The organism is Actinomyces wuliandei (assembly GCF_004010955.1).
Lineage (GTDB): Bacteria > Actinomycetota > Actinomycetes > Actinomycetales > Actinomycetaceae > Actinomyces > Actinomyces wuliandei.
In genome coordinates this window covers 1648794-1668373 of sequence record NZ_CP025227.1, presented here as the reverse complement: position 1 = coordinate 1668373, position 19580 = coordinate 1648794, and the positions used below count along the sequence as shown (strand labels likewise).

Here is a 19580-nt window from a genome sequence, read left to right as displayed (position 1 = left end):
AGCCGTAACGTCGCGATACCCTGAAAACATGATCACTGTCGACGCCTTGCGAGCCGCGACCCGGACGTCCTTTGAGGCGGTTCTCGCGGACCTGTCCGAGCTGGTAGCCATCCCCTCGGTGTCTGCCACCAGCCACGACCGGACCCAGCTCAGGCGCAGTGCCGAGGCCGTCGCGACCCTGCTGGAGGCCAGCGGGCTGGAGGCGGAGGTCCTCTCGGTGCCGGGCGGTGACGGCAGCCAGGCGGCGCCAGCGGTCCTCGCCCACGGGCAGGGGCCTGCGGGCACGCCGCACGTGCTGCTCTACGCCCACCACGACGTCCAGCCCGTGGGCAGCCCCCAGCGCTGGAACCAGGAGGACCCCTTCGCGGCACGTCACCACGCCGGACGGCTCTACGGCCGCGGTGCCGCCGACGACAAGGCCGGCGTCGTCGCCCACGTCCACGCCCTGCGGGTCCTGAGGGCACTGGGGCAGGGGGAGCTGCCCTGCTCGGTGACGGTCCTCGTCGAGGGGGAGGAGGAGGTGGGCAGCCCCACCTTCGCGGCCTTCCTGGAGGCCTACCGCTCTCGGCTCGACGCCGACGTCGTCGTCGTGGCTGACTCGATGAACTGGAAGGTCGGCGTACCAGCTCTGACCACCACGTTGCGCGGCGTCCTCCAGGCGGACATCCACCTGGAGGTCTTGGACCACGCCCTGCACTCAGGGCAGTACGGCGGTCCCGTCCTGGACGCGGTCACCCTCATGTGCCGGCTGGTGGCCTCCTTCCACGACGACAACGGTGACGTCGCCATCGACGGCCTGGCCTCGCGCAGCCAGGCCGCCACCGGGGCGCCCGACTACCCGGAGGCCGACTTCCGGGAGGACGCCGGGGTGCTTGAGGGGGTGAGGCTGGTGGGGACCGGGGACCTGACGACGCGCCTGTGGGCCAGGCCCGCCCTGACAGTGACTGGTATGGACGTCACCCCCCTGGACGTGGCCGGAAACGTCCTGGCCCCCTCGTGCACGGCACGCCTGTCTCTGCGCACCGCGCCGGGACAGGACCAGGAGCAGGCGCTGGAGGCGCTGACCTCCCACGTGAGAGCGCACATACCCTTCGGTGCCCGTGTGAGCATCTCCTGCCGTGAGAGCGGGCCGTCCTTCGACGGCTCGCAGGACACCGAGGCCTCCCGGGCCGCGCTGTGGGCGCTGTCGACTGCCTGGCAGCGCGAGGCGGTGTCCGTGGGCCAGGGTGGCACCATTCCGTTCATCTCCGTCCTCAAGGAGACCTTCCCGCACGCACAGGTCCTGGTTACCGGCGTGGAGGACCCCGACACCCGTGCCCACAGCGAGGACGAGTCCGTGCACCTGGGGGACCTGGAGCGCGCGGTGCTGGCCGAGGCCCTGCTGCTGGCGCGGCTGGGCGGTGCCGTCTAGCGCTTGCGGACGGACGGTCGCGGAGGCCTGTCGTGGCGGTGCCGAGCAGGGTGTGGCAGGGCATGACGGGCACACCGGTGCCGTCAGGAGGGAGACGAGGTTGATGAGAGTCCTCATGGCCCCCGGTGACATGCGTGCGCAGCCGACCGGGACTCCCCTGGCGGGGGAGGGCTGCGGCGGGCTGGCGGCACCGCAGGTCGCAGCAGCCCTGGTGAGGGGGTGGCAGGAGGCACGAGGTACCGACGTCCTGGTACAGGCCCCTGTCGCTGACGGCGGTCCGGGGTCGGCCCAGGTGGTGCCTCCCGGCCTGGTGACGGTACGCGAGGCCCTGCAGGGGGAGGGGCCTGTGGGCCAGGTCCGGGAGGTGGACCTGCTGCAGCTCGCCCCCGCTCCTGGAGCAGGTCCAGGTGGTGGCAGGGTGCCGGGGCGGACCTGGTTTCTTGACGCCGCACGGCTGGTCGCGCTGCCTACCGACCCGGCCCAGGCCCGCCAGGAGGCACGGGAGGGAACCACCTACGGCCTGGGCGTCGTGGTTGCCCAGGCCCTGCGGCGTACGGCCCCTGGGGACACCCTGCTGGTCGGGCTGTCGCGGTCGGCTGTCCACGACGGTGGTGCCGGTGCTGTTGCCGCCCTGGGAGGTGTCACGGGTGCTCGTGCCCTTGTGGACGGGCGCTGCCTGGGCCTGGTGCTGGCCGACGGCGTCACTCTGGGAGGTGTCGACGGCGCCGGGGCGGCCCTGGGCATGACCACAGGCGTCCAGGGGTGGGAGGCTCAGGAGCGCGACCGGATGGCCTGTCGGCACGCGACCGACCTGCTTCGGGCAGCCCAGACAGGCAGGCCTCAGGGACTGCCTGTCCTGGGTGCTGGTCCGCCTCACCGGCTCACGCCCACGACCTGGGGGACCGGGGCGGCCGGAGGCACTGCGCTGGCGCTGCGTGCGCTGGGGGCCTGGGCGGTACCGGGTGCGCCTGCCATGGCCCGGCTGACAGGCCTGGAGAGGGCCGTCCAGGGGCAGGACCTTGTGGTCACCGCTGCCGGAGAGGTCTATGACCTGCTTGAGGACAGCCCGGTGGCGGTGGTGGCGCGTGCCGCCCAGGACCGGGCGCTTCCCGTCGTCCTGGTGGCAGGACGAAGCCTTCTTCCCCGGGGAGAGCGTGCCGGTGCCGGCGTCTCCTCGGTCTACTCCCTGGAGCAGCCGCACGCCGATGACGGTGGCTGGGACGCCGGAGGCGGGCAGGCTCTGCGGCAGCGGCTAGAGGAGATGGGGGCGCGGCTGGCACGCAGCTGGTCACGGTAGGACCTGGTTGGCCTCACGTACCAGCCGGTGGGCCTGCCCCTGCCTGCCTATCCCTTTGACGGCTACCCTTTGACAGCGCCCAGGGTCGAGTCGGCGACGATATAGCGCTGAAGGATCTGGAACAGGGCGATGACAGGAAGCATCGTCAGGACGGCCCCGGCGGCGAACACGCCGAGGTTGCTGGAGCGGTTGGCGTCGAGCAGGCCGTAGAGGCCGACGGCCAGTGTCTTGACGGAGCCGTCGGTCAGGAAGATCCCTCCCAGGAGGAACTCGCTGATGACACTGATGAAGGCCAGGAGGAAGGTCGTGGCGACGATGGGACGCAGCGTGGGGAGCAGGACCAGCCAGAACACCTGCCAGTGGGTGCACCCGTCAAGGACGGCAGCCTCGTCCAGCTCGCGGGGAACGGTGTCAAAGGAGCCCTTGATCAGCCACACCTGCCCCAGTGAGCCGCCCATGAGGGCCAGGCTGTAGCCGATCAGGGTGTTGAGACCCACGGCGGGCAGGACCTGGCCGAGGTCGGAGATCATGGTGTAGACGGCGATCATAGACAGGGTCGCGGGAAACATCATGATCAGCAGCACCGTCAGCAGGCCTCCCCGGCGGCCAGTGAAGCGGAAGCGCGAGAAGGCGTAGGCGCCCAGCAGTGAGAAGAGGACCTGTGTGCCGGCCACCGTCGTGCACACCAGCATGCTGTTGAGGTACCACCGGTGAAAAGGACCGTGGCGCCCAGAGAGCAGCTCCGTGTAGTTTGCCAGGCTGACCTCGGTGGGGACCAGGCCGATCGAGGCCAGCGTGCCCCGGGGGTTGAGCGAGGCGGAGACGACGTACAGGACCGGGAAGGCGGCGAAGGCCAGGGCAAGGAGCCCCACGACATGACGCCACCCCACCTCCCGCGCCCACCGCCTCAGGGGTGTGCGCCTGCCCGGGGCTGCCCGTCCGGGTAGTGGGATCCTAGGAGGTCTCCCGGGCGGTCTCCCAGGTGACCTTGCCAGGGATTCTCCAGGAGTGGTGGACGTCACTGCCTCCGCCCGGCCGCTGTGGTCTGCGGTGCTGCTCATGACTGCCTCCTGGGTCAACGGATGTCCTCAAGGGCGCGGGTGGCCCGGAACTGGACCGCAGCCAGCACCCCCGTGATGACGAAGAGGACCACGGACACGGCCGAGGCGAGCCCGTAGTCCGCCCCCGAGCCGCCGAAGGCGATGCGGTAGACCATGGAGATGAGGATGTCCGTGCCTCCACGGGTGTACTCCCCGGCGGCAAAGGGGCCTCCCTCCGTCAGCAGCTCGATGGCGTTGAAGTTGTTGAAGTTGAAGGCGAAGGTGCTGACCAGGAGAGGGGCGACGGCGACCAGCAGGAGCGGTGTGGTGATCCGCCACGTGATCTGGAGGCTGCTGGCACCGTCGATCCGCGCCGCCTCCGTGAGGTCGGAGGGAATAGACTGCAGGGCACCGGTGCACACGATAAACATGTAGGGGAAGCCCATCCACGTGTTGGTGATGAGGACCGCAGCCCTGGCTGCCGTGGTGTTGGACAGCCACGGGACATCAAGGTGCAGCACCTCGTTGATGAGCCCGAAGTCCTGGTTGTAGAAGCTGGACCAGACCAGCAGGGAAATGAACCCGGGGACCGCGTAGGGCAGCAGGAGGAGAGAGCGGTACAGCCTCTGGCCGCGCATCCGGCGGTCGTTGAGGGCCAGGGCCAGCGCGAACCCGAGGACAAAGGTGAGCAGGACGGACAGGAGGGCAAAGGTCAGGGTCCACAGAAAGGCCCCGAGAAACTGGGACGCCAGGTCGGAGCGAGTGAGGAGCCGCTCGTAGTTGGCAAGGCCCACGCCCTGCCTCCAGGACTGGGGGAGGCTTCGACCGTCCTCGTTGACGAAGCGCTCGGACAGCCCCACCCTCTCCACGGAGTAGACCTCGTTGGTGGAGGTGTCCGTGATGGTGTCGGCAGCCTCGTCGTAGACCATCCGCCTGGTGCCCTCGAAGGCCGCACGGACCCCCTGGACCTTGACGGCGCTGCTGTCGGACACCGTCAGGGTCAGTGCTGACACGGTCTCGTAGGCGTCGTTGACCTCCCGGGGGCTCAGGATCGTGTAGCCCGGGGCAGATGTGACGTACCCGTCGGTTACCGTGACCTCGGAGCTCGGCTCCCGGACAGCCTCTCCGTCACCGCCGTGGAGGACCCTGCCGGTGGCAGGGTCAACCAGGAAGAGGACGAACGGCCCCTCGGAGACGGTGCCGGTGGTGGCTACCGACAGGTTGTAGACGGGGGAGCTGGCAGTCTGGACGACCGAGTTGTTCGTGATCGAGGTGATGGCCTCCTCCTTGGTGCCGCGGAAGCCGTCACCGAAGTTCGTGAAGGAGGTCTGGACTGTCAGGACGGCAGGCACGACAAGGAAGACTGAGAGGAAGAAGGTGCCGGGGAACAGGTACTTGCCCGGGACCAGCCTCCGTGTGGAGTACAGCGTGGCTACTGACGCGGCAGACAGGAGCACGACCACCAGCCACGTCCACATCTGGAACCTGACGAGCAGTGGGACGAGGTAGACCGTGACGGCCAGGGTCACCGACACGACGACGACACGGCCCAGGAGACCTGCCGTGGTCGTCGTCCCGGCAGGCGCGGTGGGAGCAGAGAAGGCCATGGTGCTGCTGAGGTGGTGGCTGACGTGGGTCGGGGCTGCGCTGCGCCCTCACCCGGCCAGGGAGGAGGCGATCTGGTCCCCGGCGCTGGTCATGGTCGACTCCGGGTCCGCGCCGGCGACAATGTTGGCCTGCGCCGCTGCCAGGGGCATCCACACGGCCGACATCTCGGGGATCGAGGGCATGGGGTCCGTCTGCGCGGCGAGCTCGGAGAAGGAGACCATGTCCGGGTTGTCGGCGGAGAGCCGGTCTGCCAGGTCCTTGTGCACAGGGGGCAGCTCGTTGAGGGCAAACATCTTCTCCACGAAGGAGGAGCTGGTGGCGACGTGTGTCACGAGGCTCTCCGCGAAGGCCCTGTTCCTGCCCTTGGAGGCGACGTAGAAGCAGTTGACCCCCGCGAAGGGCAGGGCCTGGCTGTCCGGGACGTCCGTGAAGCCAGGGATCTCGGAGAGCTGGTAGTCGATCCCGGCTGCCTTGATGTCAGCCAGCGCCCAGGGTCCTGAGACCAGGTAGGGAGCCTTTCCCTCCGTGAACAGGGAGATGTAGTTGTCGTCCGTCACTGACTTCTTGAGCACCCCGTCGCTGCCCAGCTCCGAGATCCGCTCAGCGGCCTGAAGGGAGCCCTCCTTGCCCACCCCCAGGTCGTCGGGGTTGTAGGAGCCGTCCTCGTTCCTGCCGAAGAGGTACCCGCCGCCAGCGGTGTAGATGGGCTGGAAGTGGTAGGCGTTTCCCTCCTCGCCGACGGGCAGGGACAGGATGGTACCGGTGTCCGCCGCCCTGCCCGCCTCGACGAGCTCCTCGAGGGAGCCGGGGGCGACGACGTCTGTCAGGGACTTGTTGACGAACAGGCCCAGGGTCTCCACGGCGTAGGGGACTGCGTAGGTCTGGGCGTCGTAGGTGACGGCGCTCAGGGCGACCTCGCTGATGTTGGTCCTGTCCTCCTCGCTGATCGTGACAGGAGTGATGGTCCCGTTCTGGACGAGGTTGCCAATCCAGTCGTGGGCCCCCAGCATGATGTCGGGGCCGTTTCCTGCCTGGTTGGCCGTGATAAAGGTGTCCTGCTGGTCGTCCGCGATCACCTGGACCGCCACCGTAATACCCTGTTCCTCGCCCCAGGCCCTGGCGGCGTCCTCGACGGAGCGCGCCTTCGGCTCGTCAGCCCAGATCACCAGATCGGCGCTGTCGTCACGAGCAGTGGCCTGCGCGGTGACGCTGCCCTCGTCCCCCGCGGCGTCACTGGTGTCACTGCCCGGGGTGTCAGAGCCCGACGTGGAGGAGCCGGAGCAGGCTGCGACCGCAGCCAGCGTGGTGGTGACCGCTGTCAGGGCGAGAAAGGACCGTCGGGAAGGGGGGAGCATGAGGATTCTCCTTTGAACCGTGTTCCGGGTGCCACCGGGCCCACGGTACAAGGATAGTAGTCGGTATCACACGTGCGCAACAGTCGTGTCAGAAGGCGGCCCGGATGAGGGCGCACACAGGCAGGCTGCCCCGGACCCGTACAGGACAGCGGAAACGTCATAGGACAACGTGCCTTTTGTTGTCCTATGACGTTTCCGCTGCCTGCCTGTTGTCCTGGGCTGAGGGACAGCCGACCCCTAGGCCACGGTGGAGGCCTCGATCCAGGTCGTTGTCGCGGTGGGGACAAGAAGGTTTGCCTCGTCCTGACTCAGCGGGGAAGAGGCCAGGAGCACCCGTGCCTCCTGCGGCAGGACGACTGGGGCGCTGGAGGTGTTGACCAGGACCAGGAGCCCACGTACCAGGAAGGTGAGAGCCTGCTGTGGGCACCACTCCAGGCCGGAGACAAAGGCCAGCGGGGCGCCGGCCAGGTCGTTCTCGCGACGTAGGTGGGCCGCGTGGCGCACCGTGGCGACGGGGGAGCCGAACTGGGAGGCCTGCTGCTGCGCCTGCCGGCTGACCAGGTCAGCCAGTTCAAGGGGGCTTCCGGGCTTGTCCTGGTCCGCCAGGGCGATCTCGTCACCCTGGCGAAGGTAGATGGAGCCTGGCAGCGCCAGCATCATGGTCTGCAAGGCGTTGGCCCGTCGCAGCCGCTCCTCCCGGGAGGCGGAGTACCAGCGCCGCCCGTCCCCCGGGGCCATCTCTGCCAGCACAGCGTGCGAGGGGAGGTGGCGCCAGGTGGGAGGTGCCTGGAACTGGTCGTGCTCGTTGAGGGACCGGCTGAGGTGGGAGGTCAGCGAGGAGGCGTCCCAGCGTGCCAGGGCAAGGTAGTCGTCCCTCAGGTGGTGGACCCAGTCCTCCTGCAGGTGGTGGCGCAGGGAGTCAGGGTAGTCAGTGGAGACGTCCGCCCCGATGACCCCCTCGCTCACGTAGCGGGTCACCGTGCGCCGCAGAAGGGTGAAGTACGCGCTCAGCACCTCCAGGTCGGTGTCCTGCCTCACCTCCGGGGGCGCGATCATGCCCAGGTCGATGCCGTCGGCACCTGCGGCGAGGAAGGCCTCGGCACGGCGCAGCAGGTCCTCCCCCTCGGTTTCCCTACCAGTGACGATACGGGTGTCGTGCTGGGTGTGCGGCCCGGTCACCGGCCCCAGGGCGCCGGAGACCCGTGCCAGGACCCGGATGCCGCGCTGGTGGGCGTGCCCGGTAAAGTCAGCGACAGCGTCCGCCTCGGTGTCTGTGTCGACCAGGCTGGGGCGCACCAGCACCGTGTCCAGCCCCAGGGAGGCGACGTGGTCAAGGAGGGGACCGGTGCGCTCCAGGTCAGCGGCCCCCAGACCAGGAGAGGCCAGTTCGTAGACCAGTGCCTGGCGCCACCACTGGCGCGGCCCGTCGTAGGGCCGGTGGATGAGCGTCGTCGTGGTCGTCACCGCTGGCGTCTCCTTCGGTCCGGTTCCTCTGGTCCAGGCTCGGCCTGGGGCACGTCGAATGCCTGTCTGTCACGGTTCTGCGGGGCAGAGCGAGATGCAACGTGCCGGTGCCACAGCTGGTGCCAGGGCGTGAGGGCTCGTCACGCTCCCGAGACCACCGCGACCCGGAACCCCGTTATCCTAGCCTGTCGCTGCGCTAGGTTGTGACCATGCCCGTCTGCCTGCCTCTCCCGGAGCCCTCTGAGCGCAACCTGCCACAGCCGGACGGCGAACCGCACGGGACCCGTGCGGGCTACAGCACGCACGATGTCGAGAGGTTCGTCCCCGAGCCGGCCAAGAACCCGCAGCGCACGCCCTTTGAGCGGGACCGCGCCCGGGTCCTGCACTCCTCGGCGCTGCGGCGTCTGGGAGCCAAGACGCAGGTCCTGGGACCCGCTGCCGACGACTTCGTACGCACCCGGCTGACCCACTCCCTGGAGGTGGCCCAGGTAGGGAGGGCGCTGGGGCAGGCTCTGGGCTGCGACCCGGACCTGGTGGACGCGGCCTGCCTCTCGCACGACCTGGGGCACCCTCCTTACGGTCACAACGGTGAGAAGGCTCTCGACCGTGTCGCAGACGGCATCGGGGGCTTCGAGGGTAACGCCCAGACTATGAGGATCCTCACCCGTCTTGAGCCCAAGGCCCTCAGTCCCGCCGGGCGCTCGGTCGGCCTCAACCTGACACGTGCAACCCTGGACGCTGTGGCCAAGTACCCCTGGGCCAGAGGGGTGGGACCGGGCGGAGGACAGCACGGTGACCGCACGTACCGCAAGTACGGTGCCTATGACTCGGACCTGGAGGTGTTTCGCTGGATGCGTCAGGGCGTTCCTGGTACGCGTCGGTGCGTCGAGGCCCAGGTCATGGACCTCTCCGACGACGTCGCCTACTCTGTCCACGACGTGGAGGACGCTGTGGCCCTAGGACGCATGGACCCTGCTCGTCTCCGTCGCCCGGGTGAGGTCGAGGACCTCCTGGAGGACACACGCACCTGGTACGGGACCGAGGTGAGTGCCGACGCCCTGGGGGCAGCCTGGGAGCGGCTGGCCTCGCAGCCGTACTGGATCGGTTCCTACAGCGGCTCGGTCGCGGACGCCGCGCGCCTGAAGAACCTCACCAGTGAGCTCATCGGCCGCTTCGTGTCTGCTGTGGCCCAGGCCACCAGGGAGGAGTCAGGCCAAGGGCCGCTGACCCGGTACGGAGCCGATCTCGTCATTCCCCAGGACACCGCTGAGGAGATTCTCGTCCTCAAGGGGGCTGCGGTGCGCTACGTCATGGCCCCGCGGGAGCAGGAGCCGGTCTACCTGCGCCAGCGCACCATCATCTTCGACCTGGCTGAGGTCCTCATGGAGGGCGACGGCAGCGCCCTGGACCCGTCCCTGCGCCCCGCGTGGGAGGAGGCTGCTGACGACGCCGGGCGACTGCGTGTGGTCGTGGACCAGATCGCCTCCCTGACGGACACATCGGCGCGGTCCTGGCACGCCCGTCTGTGCGGCATGTTCTCCGAGGTCCCGGCCTGATCCTGGCCTGCCCCGGCCTGGTGCCACTCCAGCCCGGCTCTTTGCCGGACCTCCACAGGACGGGGTGGGGCCGGGCGGGGACGCTGTCGGCTCGCCTACGATGTGCCTGTGGCAGGACTGATCAGGCGCGAGGACATCGACACCGTGCGGGAGCGTGCCAGGGTTGAGGACGTCGTCGGGGAGCACGTGACTCTCAGGAGCGCCGGGGTGGGCTCGCTCAAGGGCCTGTGCCCGTTCCACGACGAGCGGACCCCCTCCTTCCACGTGCGTCCCCAGCTGGGCTACTGGCACTGCTTCGGCTGCGGTGAGGGCGGGGACGTCATCACCTTCGTCCAGAGGATCAACCACCTCGGCTTTGCCGAGGCCGTGGAGTACCTGGCGGACCGGTACGGGGTCCAGCTGCGCTACGAGGAGGGGGGGCAGGTGCGTCGGGGCGTGGAGCCTGGGTCCCGTCAGCGCCTCATGGACGCCAACCGTCTGGCGGAGTCCTGGTTCCAGGACCAGCTGGGGAGCGCTGAGGCCCAGGCGGGGCGTGACTTCCTTACCGCGCGTGGTTTCGACCGCCGGGCTGCGACGCACTTTGGGGTCGGTTACGCCCCGGCTGGCTGGGACAACTTGGCCCGTCACCTGCGCGCGGCGGGCTACACCGAGGCTGAGCTGGTGGACTCCGGCCTGTGCAGCCGCGGTGGTCAGGACGGCTCCCGCGTCTACGACCGCTTCCGGGGCAGGCTCGTCTGGCCCGTCCGGGACATTACCGGGGCAACGGTGGGCTTTGGAGCCCGACGTCTGTCCGAGGACGACCAGGGACCCAAGTACCTCAACACTCCTGAGACCGCCGTGTTCCACAAGAGCCAGGTGCTCTACGGTCTTGACCTGGCCAGGCGGGAGGTGGCTCGGTCTCACCAGATTGTCGTGGTCGAGGGCTACACCGACGTCATGGCCGCTCACCTGTCCGGGGTGACGACCGCCGTGGCCACCTGTGGCACGGCCTTCGGCGCCGATCACGTCCGCGTGGTGCGTCGCCTGCTAGGTGACGTCGACGACCCGGCTGCTGGTGTCGTGACCGGCCAGGGGCGTGCCGCCCGCGGAGGCGAGGTGATCTTCACCTTTGACGGCGATGCTGCCGGGCAGAAGGCGGCACTTCGCGCCTACGCCGAGGACCAGCGCTTCGCCACCCAGACCTTTGTCGCCGTGGACCCGGAGGGGGCGGATCCCTGCGACCTGCGTATGCGCGAAGGTGACCAGGGTATTCCACGTCTGCTGGCGCGCAGGGTGCCCTTGTTCGAGTTCGTGATCCGGGCCTCGCTGGCCGACCTCAACCTGGATCTTCCCGAGGGCCGGATCAGGGGGTTGCGTGCTGCCGCTCCCGTGGTCGCGGGTATCCGGGACCACGCGCTGCGGCGTGAGTACACGCGGAGGCTGGCAGGATGGCTGGGACTGCCCGACGACGAGGTGGTGCACGCCGTCCAGGCGGCGGAGAGACAGCGACCGCCCAGGAGCACCCGGCAGTGGCGGGCCGACAGCCAGCAGACGGACGCGCGGGCATCCTCCCGTGACGCCGCGTCCTTCGGCCGGGGGCTGCCGCCAGTCAGCGACCCTGTGGAGCGTCTTGAGCGAGAGGCCCTGGCGTTCATTGTCCAGCAGCCTCAGGCCGCAGCCGGTGCCGGTGCCGACGGCATCGGTGCGGACTCCTTCAGCCAGCCCACTCACAAGGCGGTCTACGAGGCAGTAGAGGCCGCCGGCGGCACCGCCGAGGCCCTGGTGCTGGAGGAGCGGGCTCGGCAGGCGGGCCTGGCGGCTGGGCAGGCTGTCCACCGCGCCACGTTGCGTTGGATCGAGCAGGTCCGGGCTGGCGCCGTAGGACTTGTCGATGCTGCGCTCACCGAGCTGGCGGTGGTGCCCCTGCCCCTGCCCACGGTGCGGGGCAAGGACGGTGAGGTGGACTCTTACGCCCTGCAGCGTTACGCCAGGGAGGTTCTCGGCTCTGTCGAGGTGATGGGGATCAACCGACGACTGGCTGAGCTGCGCTCGCGGCACCGGCGTCTGTCGGTCGATCAGGAGGGCTACCGGGAGGTCCTTGCCGAGATCACGTCCCTGGAGCAGCGGCGTATGCGGGTGCGACGAGGCTCGTAGGAGTCAGCCACGACACGGGCACGGGCCTGGCAGGGAGGCTGACTGGACGGTCTTCCTCCCGTCAGGCATAATCGGGGCGCACGCCGCGCAGTCACAAGCGTCGTCCGTGTTGGGTCGAGACCGTTGGGGAAGGCGAATCTCGAACCAACAAGGAGGCGATACTTATGATCGGTGCCTACACCCGCGGTGTTCTTTTCGTGCACTCTGCGCCCAGGGCACTGTGCCCCCACGTCGAGTGGGCAGCGGCTGAGGTCATTGGGTCACGAGTACACCTGGACTGGACGGAGCAGCCTGCCGCCCCGGGCATGATGCGTGCCGAGACCAGCTGGGCCGGCCCGGTAGGTACTGGGACGACCCTCACGTCGGCACTGCGAGGCTGGGCGAACCTGCGCTACGAGGTGACAGAGGAGGCCAGTGCGGGGACAGACGGCGGACGCTGGTCGCACACTCCCGACCTAGGGATCTTTCACGCCCAGACCGACGTCCACGGCAACGTCGTGGTACCGGAGGACCGAATCCGCGCCGCCCTGACCCATGCGGCTGACCCGGCGCGCATGCGTCGCGAGCTGGACCTGGCCCTGGGCCAGGCCTGGGACGATGAGCTGGAGCCGTTCCGCTATGCCGGGGCGGGTGCCCCGGTGCGCTGGCTGCACCGCGTGGGCTGACGCAGGCTGATCCCTGGCGGCTGCTGGCCGGAACCGGGGCAGTGCCTCTGCGGGCCAGCGGGCACCGGCGTCTCAGGGAGCAGCCCACAGGTGGTGCAGGGCGGAGGTGCGGTGCCTAGAGTCCCTGAGCGCGGAGCTCCCTCATGGCCTGCGCCCGGTTCTTGCGGTCCAGACGGTCCAGGTAGAGGTGACCGTCCAGGTGGTCGAGCTCGTGCTGGATGCAGCGGGCCATGAGCTCCTCGCCCTCCACCACAACCTTCTGGCCGCCCAGGTCAACGCCCTCAGCCTTGGCATACCAGGCGCGCCGGGTGGGGTACCACAGGCCGGGCACGGACAGGCACCCCTCCTCGCCCTCCTGGTCCTTGTCCTGCGAGGTCTCGACAAGCCGAGGGTTGAGGACGTAGCCGATGTCCCCCTCGATGTTCCAGGAGAATGCCCTCAGGCTGACACCGATCTGGTTGGCTGCCAGGCCTGCGCGCCCGTCCGCGTCGACGGTCTCCAGCAGGTCCTCCACCAGGGACCTCACTGGCGCGTCAAAGTCAGTGATCCAGTCGCACTGGGTGCGTAGCACAGGGTCGCCGATCAGGCGGATGTTGCGGTAAGCCATGGGCACATCCTCGCACGACTCCGGCGACGTCCCGTATCCGGCGGGCTTCGGTGCCTGGTCGGGCTGGGCGGCAGTGCGCGTGGGGTGAAAGTGAGGTGAAAGTGAAGAGCGTGTCAGCCTGAGGCGCCTTGGCGTGGCGTCCCTGTGCCCCAGGCTCGTCCCGCTGCCCGGACGGGCCGTCCCGCTGCCCGCCGCAGCCTGACTGCTACCTAGGTCTCATGAGCGCCACAATCTCCCCAAGTCACACACGCACCAGCAGTCACAGGGGTAGCACTACAGGTGAGCGCCGGACGTCTCCCCGCAGGCCCAGCCCTGGCCACCACCGCAGACCTACGACGCGTCCTCGCCGAGGGCGACTGGGCGCCCGAGACAAGGAAGTCCGTACGCTCAGCCATCACCAGCTTCTACAAGTGGCTCACCGAGGAAGGCCTCACCGACGAGGACCCCTCCACGCGCCTGCCCTCCGTCTCCGTGCCCACCGCAGTCGCCCGCCCCACCCCGGAGGACGTCGTCGCCCATGCCCTGGAGACCGCCGACCCGAGGGTGCGCGCCATGATCATGCTCGGTGCCTACGCAGGACTCAGGTGCGCCGAGATAGCCACCGTCCACTCCGCCAACTGGGACGGACAGGGCCTCTACGTGACCGGCAAGGGCGGCAGGCAGCGCTACGTGCCCGTCGTCCGAGACGACCTGCGCGCGCTCCTGCACCAGGCCCAGGGCTGGCTCTTCCCCGGGAAGGTGGACGGCCACGTCAGCCCCGGCTGGGTCTGCAAGCTCGTCAGCCGAGCCCTCCCACCAGGGTGGACCGCCCACACCCTGAGACACAGGTGCGCCACCAAGATGTTCGCAGGCACCCGCGACCTCCTGTCCGTGGGCGCCGTCCTGGGCCACGCCCGCCCCGAGACCACCCAGCGCTACGTCCGCCTGCCCGACGACGCCCTACGCAACGCCGTCACCGCAGCCGCATAGCAGCGCATAGCCCTGCCCCGTTGCAGGACGATTACAGACCACACATACGGTCACGCGCCGCCTCGCGTGGTGGCAGACTTCTCACGCCAAGATCCCTAACTTCCACAGCGAGGCCGCCGTGACATCCCCTCCCCCCCGCTCCTAATCCCCAGCCGCCTGAACCGCGACAGACCGGCCAGCCATACCCACCACCCGAGCTGCCCCCAGGCGCCAGGTGGAAGGGGACCCGCCGCACCGTCGTCGGCTGGGTACTAGTCGTGCTAGGAGCGCTGGCCGCCTGCCGCGGCGCCGTTGGAAACTACGACCCCGAGGACGGCAACCCCCTACCAGGCGGGCTGCTGCTCATAGCAGCAGGGGCGGGTCTTATCTGGTGGGGCCGCAGGCTCAAGGAGAGACGCATCGTGGTCCTCCCCAGGAGCCGACAGCCGAAGCAGCCTCGCAAGCAGGAGGCGCCAGTACCGACCATAAGTGCCAGGCCAGCCGAGCAGCCAGCATCACAGCCCCAGAACCAACCAGACGCCTCGGTGCCTCTAAGCCGCCCTGTGGTACCGACGCCAGCCCCCGCTGACACCATCCAGTCGACAGCCCCACCCCAGGCGCCTCCCGAGCCCACCCCCAGAGGAAAGATCCCAATGTTCGGACGCAAGAAGCGGATCATCCACCTGGAGCAGCAGATCGCCATGGGCAACCAGGCATACGCCGCCGCGCAGCAGGAGATCGCCCGCCTGACCGCCGAGCGGGACGGCCTCCGCGCCTTCTTCGACACCCACGGTGGCCGAGAGGTCTGGAAGCACGACACCGAGCTGGACAAGGTCCGCAAGCAGATCCAGGACGGCCGCGACGAGATCCAGGCCCAGAAGGAGACTATCGAGGCCCTTAAGCACATCTACGAAGAGAAGAAGGCCGAAGCCGAGCGAGACCACGAGGACGTCCTCAGAGAACTCAGCCAGAAGGCTGAGATCATCAAACGGAACCACCAGGACACGGTCGAGCGGCTCAAGAAGGAGAAGGATGACCTCCAGGAGCAGATCCGCCCACTGAGGATCAGGGTGCTGGAGGAGGAGGCGGGCCTGGAGATGTTCGACCACCCCGCTGGGGACTCCATCGCCCTGGGCGTGGAGCTGGCCAGCGTCCGCAAGCGGGTCTCCGCCCTCGTCCGCTCCCAGTCCGTCGTGACCCGCCTCGACGCCACCGAGGAGCCCCGGACGAAGACCTCCCGCCAGAGACAGGCCAAGGACACCGCCCGCCTGGTCCTGCGGGCCTTCAACGCTGAGGTGCAGAACATCATAACCTCCGCCACAGCCGCCAACTACGAGACCAGCGTCGGCAAGATCCACAAGGCGGCCGAGGCCATCGCCAAGCTGGGGAAGGACTCCGGCACCGAGATCAGCCCCGAGTACATCGAGCTGCGCCTGCGCGAGCTCAGGCTCGCTGTGGACCACCTCAAGGCCAAGAAGCTCGAACGAGAGATCGAGCGCGAGCACAGGGCAGAGATGCGCGAGCAGGCCAAGGCCGAGCGCGAGCTTGAGGCCGAGCGCGAGCGCCTGGAGAAGGAGAAGCAGCATTACCTCAACGTGCTCAAGGTCGTGGAGACCCAGGGCAACGAGGAGGAAGCCGCCCGCCTCCAGGAGCAGCTCGTCTCCATCGAGAAGGGCATCAACGACGTTGACTACCGGGTGGCCAACATCCGGGCCGGGTACGTCTACGTCATCTCCAACATCGGCTCCTTCGGGGAGCGCATGGTCAAGATCGGCATGACACGGCGGGTGGACCCCATGGACCGGGTCAAGGAGCTCGGCGACGCCTCGGTCCCCTTCGGCTTCGATGTCCACGCCCTGTTCTTCTCCGAGGACGCCGTTGACGTCGAGAACCGCCTCCACCGCTACTTCGCGGACAAGCGGGTCAACCGCGTCAACACACGACGCGAGTTCTTCTACGCCACCCCAGCCGAGGTCCGCGACGCTCTCAAGGAGATCGCGGGCAACCTCCTGGAGTTCACCGAGGAACCAGCCGCCGACCAGTACCGCCAGAGCCTCCACATCGCCGCCAGCACGACCGACAAGACGGCCGCTACTCTCGGCGAGGCGCCATGAGCCGCACCAGCAGGAGCGAGCACACCCCGAGTCTGCTGTCGTTACCTGCGGTGTTTAGAAGCGCCGACAACTAGCGGATCACCGCCCACGTACGGGCGGCGCTTTACTGCGGCCGTCAAGGCCGGGAGGGCCACTGAATACAAGACCCCATGTGGGGAACAGGTGGCAGCCGACTAGTTGCGGCCCTTCTAACCTCCCGGCGTCGCCGCACCCCCTCGTGGCAGCGCCGCCATCCCTGCACGCCTGTAGAAGGGCGCTCAACTAGGAAGGACCAGACGCCATGACCGCGTCAACCACCGTCACCCCGTTCACCTACCACGACTACACCGTGCGCACCCTCATCGACAGCGAAGGCGCCACGTGGTTCCTCGCCTCCGACGTCGGAGACGTCCTGAACCTGTCCAACATCCACTCCTCGCTCAGCCGCCTCGACGACGACGAGAGGGGTCTCCATACTATGGAGACCCCCACTAGCTCCCATGAAGTCGCCATCATCTCCGAGGCTGGCCTGTACACCCTCATCCTGCGCAGCCGCCGCCCCGAGGCGAAGGCGTTCCGCAGGTGGGTGACCCACGAGGTGCTCCCACAGCTGCGCCGCACCGGCGCCTACCAGACCACCACCAGGCCCGCCCACGCCGAGGAGGAGCCCGCCCGCAGCGAGCAGATCGAAGTACCCAGGCCGTCCACCTACCTGCCCGCCACCTGGGACCTGCTCATCGTCACCGGCACCGACACCCACGGCCAGCGGTTCACCGACGAGATCATGTACCGCACACCCGACGGCACCGGCTGCCTCCATCCGCTCCAGGGGCGGGCGCCCCGCCCACACCGTGACCTGAACCCACGGCCACGTAGACCGCTACTGGGCCGCCACCGCAGTACGCGACGCCCTCGTCGGCGCCGCCCACCACATGCTCGCCTCCACCAGCCCCTCGACCCGCGAGCGCGGGTGCGTGGCCGTGCTGGAGGAGATGGTGCGCACCAGCGTGGTCCCGCCGTGGCGTGAACCAGCGGCAGCCTGAGATGATCCAGAGCAGCCTGTAGGAGACCTGATGACACACGACTCTGTCCCTTCCAAGAGCAAGGCTCGCAAGGCAGGTTCTACTCTGCGCCGGTACCAGCAGGGCAGGGCCACGGAGGAGGAGGCTGAGCAGGCGCGGGCGGTGGTTGACGCGTACCGGCGGTCGTTCTCCGGTCCCCTGAAGGCCGTCTACAGCACCCTGGCAGCCATACTGAAGGAGTACGCCGTTGACGGTGAGGTCTCCCAGCGCCTCAAGCGCATGCAGACCATCGTGGACAAGATCACTGTGCGTGAGAGCGGGATTGACCTGTCGCGCATGCAGGACATCGGCGGGTGCCGTGTCGTCCTGGGCTCGGACAGCCTTGAGGAGCTGCGCCGCCTGGAGGCGCTGGTCTGTGAGCGGTGGGAGGTGAAGGACCGCGACGACTACGTGTCCAGGCCACGTGAGTCCGGCTACCGGGCACTGCACATCATCGTTGTGCAGGACGGGCGGCTCATCGAGATCCAGCTGCGCACCCAGGCCATGCACCAGTGGGCTCAGCTCGTGGAGGACTTCAGCAGTGTCCTGGGTGCCAACTACAAGCAGGACGGTGTCTCTCTCGTGCAGGACTACGCGCGCGTGCTCTCCAGGGTGTACATTGCTCTTGAGCGCAACGAGCCACCGAGCAGCGAGGACCAGCGGAGGCTGGATGACCTGAGCAGCCAGATAGCGGCTCTTGTGGAGAAGGAGGAGGACCGTGGCAGCCAGGACTGACCATATGAAGCAGTTCCTGCTCATCTACGACCGTGACCGTGACGAGCTCATCCACCAGGAGTTCGGCCAGGACGTCGACGCTGCGACCACCGCGTACCGGGCGGCTGAGATCGAGTACCACGACCGGCCGCAGATGAACATCGTGCTGGTGGGGGCTGACTCCCTGGAGACCGTCAAGGTCACCCACAGCACCTACTTTCCCGGAGCCAGGAAGCGGCTGCTCGACCAGATCCACGAGCTCAGCACCATCTGACACCAACCGCGTCCTGTAAGCAGAAGAAGTGCCCCAGCACCCGTCCGGGTGGTGGGGCACTCTCGTGTGTGGTGGGTCTACAGGGTGGTGGTGACGGGGGACTCCAGGCCGTCGGTGAGGACGGACAGGCTGGTGTGCTCGGGTGGTATCCACTCGGGGCGGGCGGCCCACGCCAGGGTCGGGGCCAGGGAGTCGAGGTCGGCCTCCCACACGCCGGTGGGCGAGGACGGCCTCCCACACGCCGGTGGGCGAGGACGGCCCCGTGGACTGGAGTATGTCTCCGCCGCCGAGGTAGATCGCCGTGTGGTACACGTTGCCGAAGTACGGGCGCAGGCTGCGCGCCCGTACCCGCTCCCACGTGGACTCGGGGTCGTGCTGGGAGAAGAACAGGACGTCCCCGGTGCGCAGGGTGGTGGTGTCCTCGACCAGCCAGAGGCGGCCGCGCCTCCAGAAGTGGTGCGCGCACCTGTGAGCCTGCCAGATCGGCGCCCGGACGGGCTCCACCTCCAGGGGTGAGTACCAGCCGGTCCGCTCGTTGACGTCCTGGACGTAGGTGGTGGACTGGTACTCCCACCCGGCGAGGAGCATGCCCACCAGGTGGGAGCACGTGATCGGCATCGGCGTCGTGGTGGTGGAGTGGACCGGGGTGGGTGACAGGCCCGGCCCCCTGCGGGTGGCGTCCCACACCAGGGACGTGCCCCCCTCGTCCATGAACGTCCTGGCACGGCAGACCATGTCGGTCACGGCGGCGGTGTGCGCCACCGGGGGCGGGCTGGTGGGCAGGCCGATGGGCACAGCCCACCTGTCGTCAGATCCAACCTGTCCCGGCATGCCCGTAACGAAGCACGAGTGGCGCAAACCCGGGCTGAGGCGACACTGAAAGCGGTCCAGGAGCAAGCCGAGGCATCTTCCCGATCTGCCGCCGCGATCGAGCAGATTGCCAAGCAGGTCGATGAGCAGGCAACGGCCTCGCAGGCGACCCCGCCCTGGCGGGTGGAGCACGTCACAGGAGACAGGTACGCGGTGGTCAATGAGAGCGGCAGCACCGTGCATGCCGTAGACATTGAGGCTCCGAAAGCGATCTGCCTCTCCAAGGGTGATGCCTTCCCCGCTGACATCGACGGGCACTCAAGAAAATCCTTCGTGTACCTAGGCCCGGGAACTGATCGAGTCATCGTCATCACCTGGCGTCGTCCTGACGGGACTCAGGACAAATGGTCAGGAGAGATCCCTCCAAGACCTCCATGTAAACGCTGACACGAGCAACAGCGACGCCACTTGGCTGGATCGTGATCGTGACCGGTTCGGTCGCCAGGGGAAGCAGGGAGCCGTCAGCAGTCCGCAGCTCCAAACA

General features: G+C 68.4%; 19 protein-coding genes. 13 read left to right on the top strand and 6 right to left on the bottom strand.

Annotated elements, in window-relative coordinates:
* Nucleotides 1-28 precede the first annotated feature (28 nt).
* The gene (locus CWS50_RS06850) at nucleotides 29-1411 is read left to right on the top strand and encodes a M20/M25/M40 family metallo-hydrolase (RefSeq protein WP_127842183.1); all 1383 of its coding nucleotides are present in this window, start codon (nucleotides 29-31) and stop codon (nucleotides 1409-1411) included.
* Between the two features lie 103 nt (nucleotides 1412-1514).
* A complete protein-coding gene (locus tag CWS50_RS06845; RefSeq protein WP_127842182.1) occupies nucleotides 1515-2708 on the top strand; it encodes a glycerate kinase in 1194 nt (397 codons plus the stop codon).
* A gap of 62 nt (nucleotides 2709-2770) precedes the next feature.
* Here CWS50_RS06845 and CWS50_RS06840 read toward each other — a convergent pair whose 3' ends face one another.
* The 4 genes from CWS50_RS06840 to CWS50_RS06825 all read right to left on the bottom strand — a co-directional run bounded on the left by CWS50_RS06840 (nucleotide 2771) and on the right by CWS50_RS06825 (nucleotide 8175).
* Nucleotides 2771-3769: a sugar ABC transporter permease gene (locus CWS50_RS06840; RefSeq protein WP_127842181.1), complete on the bottom strand. Its 999-nt coding sequence runs from the start codon at nucleotides 3767-3769 to the stop codon at nucleotides 2771-2773.
* 14 nt (nucleotides 3770-3783) lie between these two features.
* Complete coding sequence (locus tag CWS50_RS06835; RefSeq protein ID WP_127842180.1) at nucleotides 3784-5355, bottom strand: ABC transporter permease subunit; 1572 nt, start codon at nucleotides 5353-5355, stop codon at nucleotides 3784-3786.
* A 48-nt stretch (nucleotides 5356-5403) separates the two neighbouring features.
* Complete coding sequence (locus tag CWS50_RS06830; RefSeq protein ID WP_127842179.1) at nucleotides 5404-6711, bottom strand: sugar ABC transporter substrate-binding protein; 1308 nt, start codon at nucleotides 6709-6711, stop codon at nucleotides 5404-5406.
* A 237-nt stretch (nucleotides 6712-6948) separates the two neighbouring features.
* A complete protein-coding gene (locus tag CWS50_RS06825; protein WP_127842178.1) occupies nucleotides 6949-8175 on the bottom strand; it encodes an alpha-amylase family protein in 1227 nt (408 codons plus the stop codon).
* A gap of 209 nt (nucleotides 8176-8384) precedes the next feature.
* On the opposite strand from CWS50_RS06825, the gene CWS50_RS06820 reads away from it, so the two are divergent.
* From CWS50_RS06820 to CWS50_RS06810, 3 genes are all read left to right on the top strand, one after another.
* Nucleotides 8385-9731 (top strand): deoxyguanosinetriphosphate triphosphohydrolase, encoded by a 1347-nt coding sequence (locus CWS50_RS06820; protein WP_127842177.1) that lies wholly within the window; start codon nucleotides 8385-8387, stop codon nucleotides 9729-9731.
* A 108-nt stretch (nucleotides 9732-9839) separates the two neighbouring features.
* On the top strand, nucleotides 9840-11864 hold the full coding sequence (gene dnaG / locus CWS50_RS06815; protein WP_127842176.1) for a DNA primase: 2025 nt from the start codon (nucleotides 9840-9842) through the stop codon (nucleotides 11862-11864).
* Between the two features lie 164 nt (nucleotides 11865-12028).
* Nucleotides 12029-12529 (top strand): DUF3145 domain-containing protein, encoded by a 501-nt coding sequence (locus CWS50_RS06810; protein WP_127842175.1) that lies wholly within the window; start codon nucleotides 12029-12031, stop codon nucleotides 12527-12529.
* Between the two features lie 115 nt (nucleotides 12530-12644).
* Here CWS50_RS06810 and def read toward each other — a convergent pair whose 3' ends face one another.
* A complete protein-coding gene (def, locus tag CWS50_RS06805) occupies nucleotides 12645-13136 on the bottom strand; it encodes a peptide deformylase (protein ID WP_127842174.1) in 492 nt (163 codons plus the stop codon).
* 279 nt (nucleotides 13137-13415) lie between these two features.
* Here def and CWS50_RS06800 point away from each other — a divergent pair, with 279 nt between their 5' ends.
* The 5 genes from CWS50_RS06800 to CWS50_RS06780 all read left to right on the top strand — a co-directional run bounded on the left by CWS50_RS06800 (nucleotide 13416) and on the right by CWS50_RS06780 (nucleotide 18226).
* Entirely contained in the window at nucleotides 13416-14105 is a 690-nt protein-coding gene (locus CWS50_RS06800) for a tyrosine-type recombinase/integrase (protein WP_206610385.1), read from the top strand.
* Nucleotides 14106-14737: 632 nt separating this feature from the next.
* Nucleotides 14738-16198, top strand: coding sequence for an SNIPE associated domain-containing protein (locus CWS50_RS06795; RefSeq protein ID WP_243118214.1), 1461 nt, complete (start codon nucleotides 14738-14740; stop codon nucleotides 16196-16198).
* A 280-nt stretch (nucleotides 16199-16478) separates the two neighbouring features.
* On the top strand, nucleotides 16479-17204 hold the full coding sequence (locus CWS50_RS13200) for a BRO-N domain-containing protein (RefSeq protein ID WP_206610384.1): 726 nt from the start codon (nucleotides 16479-16481) through the stop codon (nucleotides 17202-17204).
* A 46-nt stretch (nucleotides 17205-17250) separates the two neighbouring features.
* Nucleotides 17251-17973 carry a RelA/SpoT domain-containing protein gene (locus CWS50_RS06785; protein ID WP_127842173.1) on the top strand — a complete coding sequence of 241 codons (723 nt, stop codon included), beginning with the start codon at nucleotides 17251-17253 and terminating at the stop codon, nucleotides 17971-17973.
* Between the two features lie 4 nt (nucleotides 17974-17977).
* Nucleotides 17978-18226 (top strand): hypothetical protein, encoded by a 249-nt coding sequence (locus tag CWS50_RS06780; protein WP_243118213.1) that lies wholly within the window; start codon nucleotides 17978-17980, stop codon nucleotides 18224-18226.
* A gap of 77 nt (nucleotides 18227-18303) precedes the next feature.
* On the opposite strand, the gene CWS50_RS13810 is transcribed toward CWS50_RS06780, so the two are convergent.
* Complete coding sequence (locus tag CWS50_RS13810) at nucleotides 18304-18438, bottom strand: hypothetical protein (RefSeq protein ID WP_279221948.1); 135 nt, start codon at nucleotides 18436-18438, stop codon at nucleotides 18304-18306.
* 89 nt (nucleotides 18439-18527) lie between these two features.
* Here CWS50_RS13810 and CWS50_RS12950 point away from each other — a divergent pair, with 89 nt between their 5' ends.
* The 3 genes from CWS50_RS12950 to CWS50_RS06770 all read left to right on the top strand — a co-directional run bounded on the left by CWS50_RS12950 (nucleotide 18528) and on the right by CWS50_RS06770 (nucleotide 19483).
* Entirely contained in the window at nucleotides 18528-18698 is a 171-nt protein-coding gene (locus CWS50_RS12950; RefSeq protein WP_164860095.1) for a hypothetical protein, read from the top strand.
* 114 nt (nucleotides 18699-18812) lie between these two features.
* Entirely contained in the window at nucleotides 18813-19106 is a 294-nt protein-coding gene (locus CWS50_RS06775) for a hypothetical protein (protein ID WP_127842171.1), read from the top strand.
* The gene (locus CWS50_RS06770; protein ID WP_127842170.1) at nucleotides 19076-19483 is read left to right on the top strand and encodes a hypothetical protein; all 408 of its coding nucleotides are present in this window, start codon (nucleotides 19076-19078) and stop codon (nucleotides 19481-19483) included. The genes CWS50_RS06775 and CWS50_RS06770 overlap by 31 nt, the downstream gene beginning before the upstream one ends.
* The last annotated feature ends 97 nt before the right edge of the window (nucleotides 19484-19580 follow it).

What these genes read in the sequence shown, in the direction of transcription:
- CWS50_RS06785 (WP_127842173.1), top strand. Translation starts at nt 17,251, where the DNA reads ATGACACACGACTCTGTCCCTTCCAAGAGCAAGGCTCGCAAGGCAGGT.
- CWS50_RS06775 (WP_127842171.1), top strand. Translation starts at nt 18,813, where the DNA reads ATGCCCACCAGGTGGGAGCACGTGATCGGCATCGGCGTCGTGGTGGTG.
- CWS50_RS06820 (WP_127842177.1), top strand. Translation starts at nt 8,385, where the DNA reads ATGCCCGTCTGCCTGCCTCTCCCGGAGCCCTCTGAGCGCAACCTGCCA.
- CWS50_RS06840 (WP_127842181.1), bottom strand. Translation starts at nt 3,769, where the DNA reads ATGAGCAGCACCGCAGACCACAGCGGCCGGGCGGAGGCAGTGACGTCC.
- CWS50_RS06845 (WP_127842182.1), top strand. Translation starts at nt 1,515, where the DNA reads ATGAGAGTCCTCATGGCCCCCGGTGACATGCGTGCGCAGCCGACCGGG.
- def (WP_127842174.1), bottom strand. Translation starts at nt 13,136, where the DNA reads ATGGCTTACCGCAACATCCGCCTGATCGGCGACCCTGTGCTACGCACC.
- CWS50_RS06795 (WP_243118214.1), top strand. Translation starts at nt 14,738, where the DNA reads ATGTTCGGACGCAAGAAGCGGATCATCCACCTGGAGCAGCAGATCGCC.
- CWS50_RS06835 (WP_127842180.1), bottom strand. Translation starts at nt 5,355, where the DNA reads ATGGCCTTCTCTGCTCCCACCGCGCCTGCCGGGACGACGACCACGGCA.
- CWS50_RS06810 (WP_127842175.1), top strand. Translation starts at nt 12,029, where the DNA reads ATGATCGGTGCCTACACCCGCGGTGTTCTTTTCGTGCACTCTGCGCCC.
- CWS50_RS13200 (WP_206610384.1), top strand. Translation starts at nt 16,479, where the DNA reads ATGACCGCGTCAACCACCGTCACCCCGTTCACCTACCACGACTACACC.
- CWS50_RS06780 (WP_243118213.1), top strand. Translation starts at nt 17,978, where the DNA reads ATGAAGCAGTTCCTGCTCATCTACGACCGTGACCGTGACGAGCTCATC.
- CWS50_RS06850 (WP_127842183.1), top strand. Translation starts at nt 29, where the DNA reads ATGATCACTGTCGACGCCTTGCGAGCCGCGACCCGGACGTCCTTTGAG.
- CWS50_RS06830 (WP_127842179.1), bottom strand. Translation starts at nt 6,711, where the DNA reads ATGCTCCCCCCTTCCCGACGGTCCTTTCTCGCCCTGACAGCGGTCACC.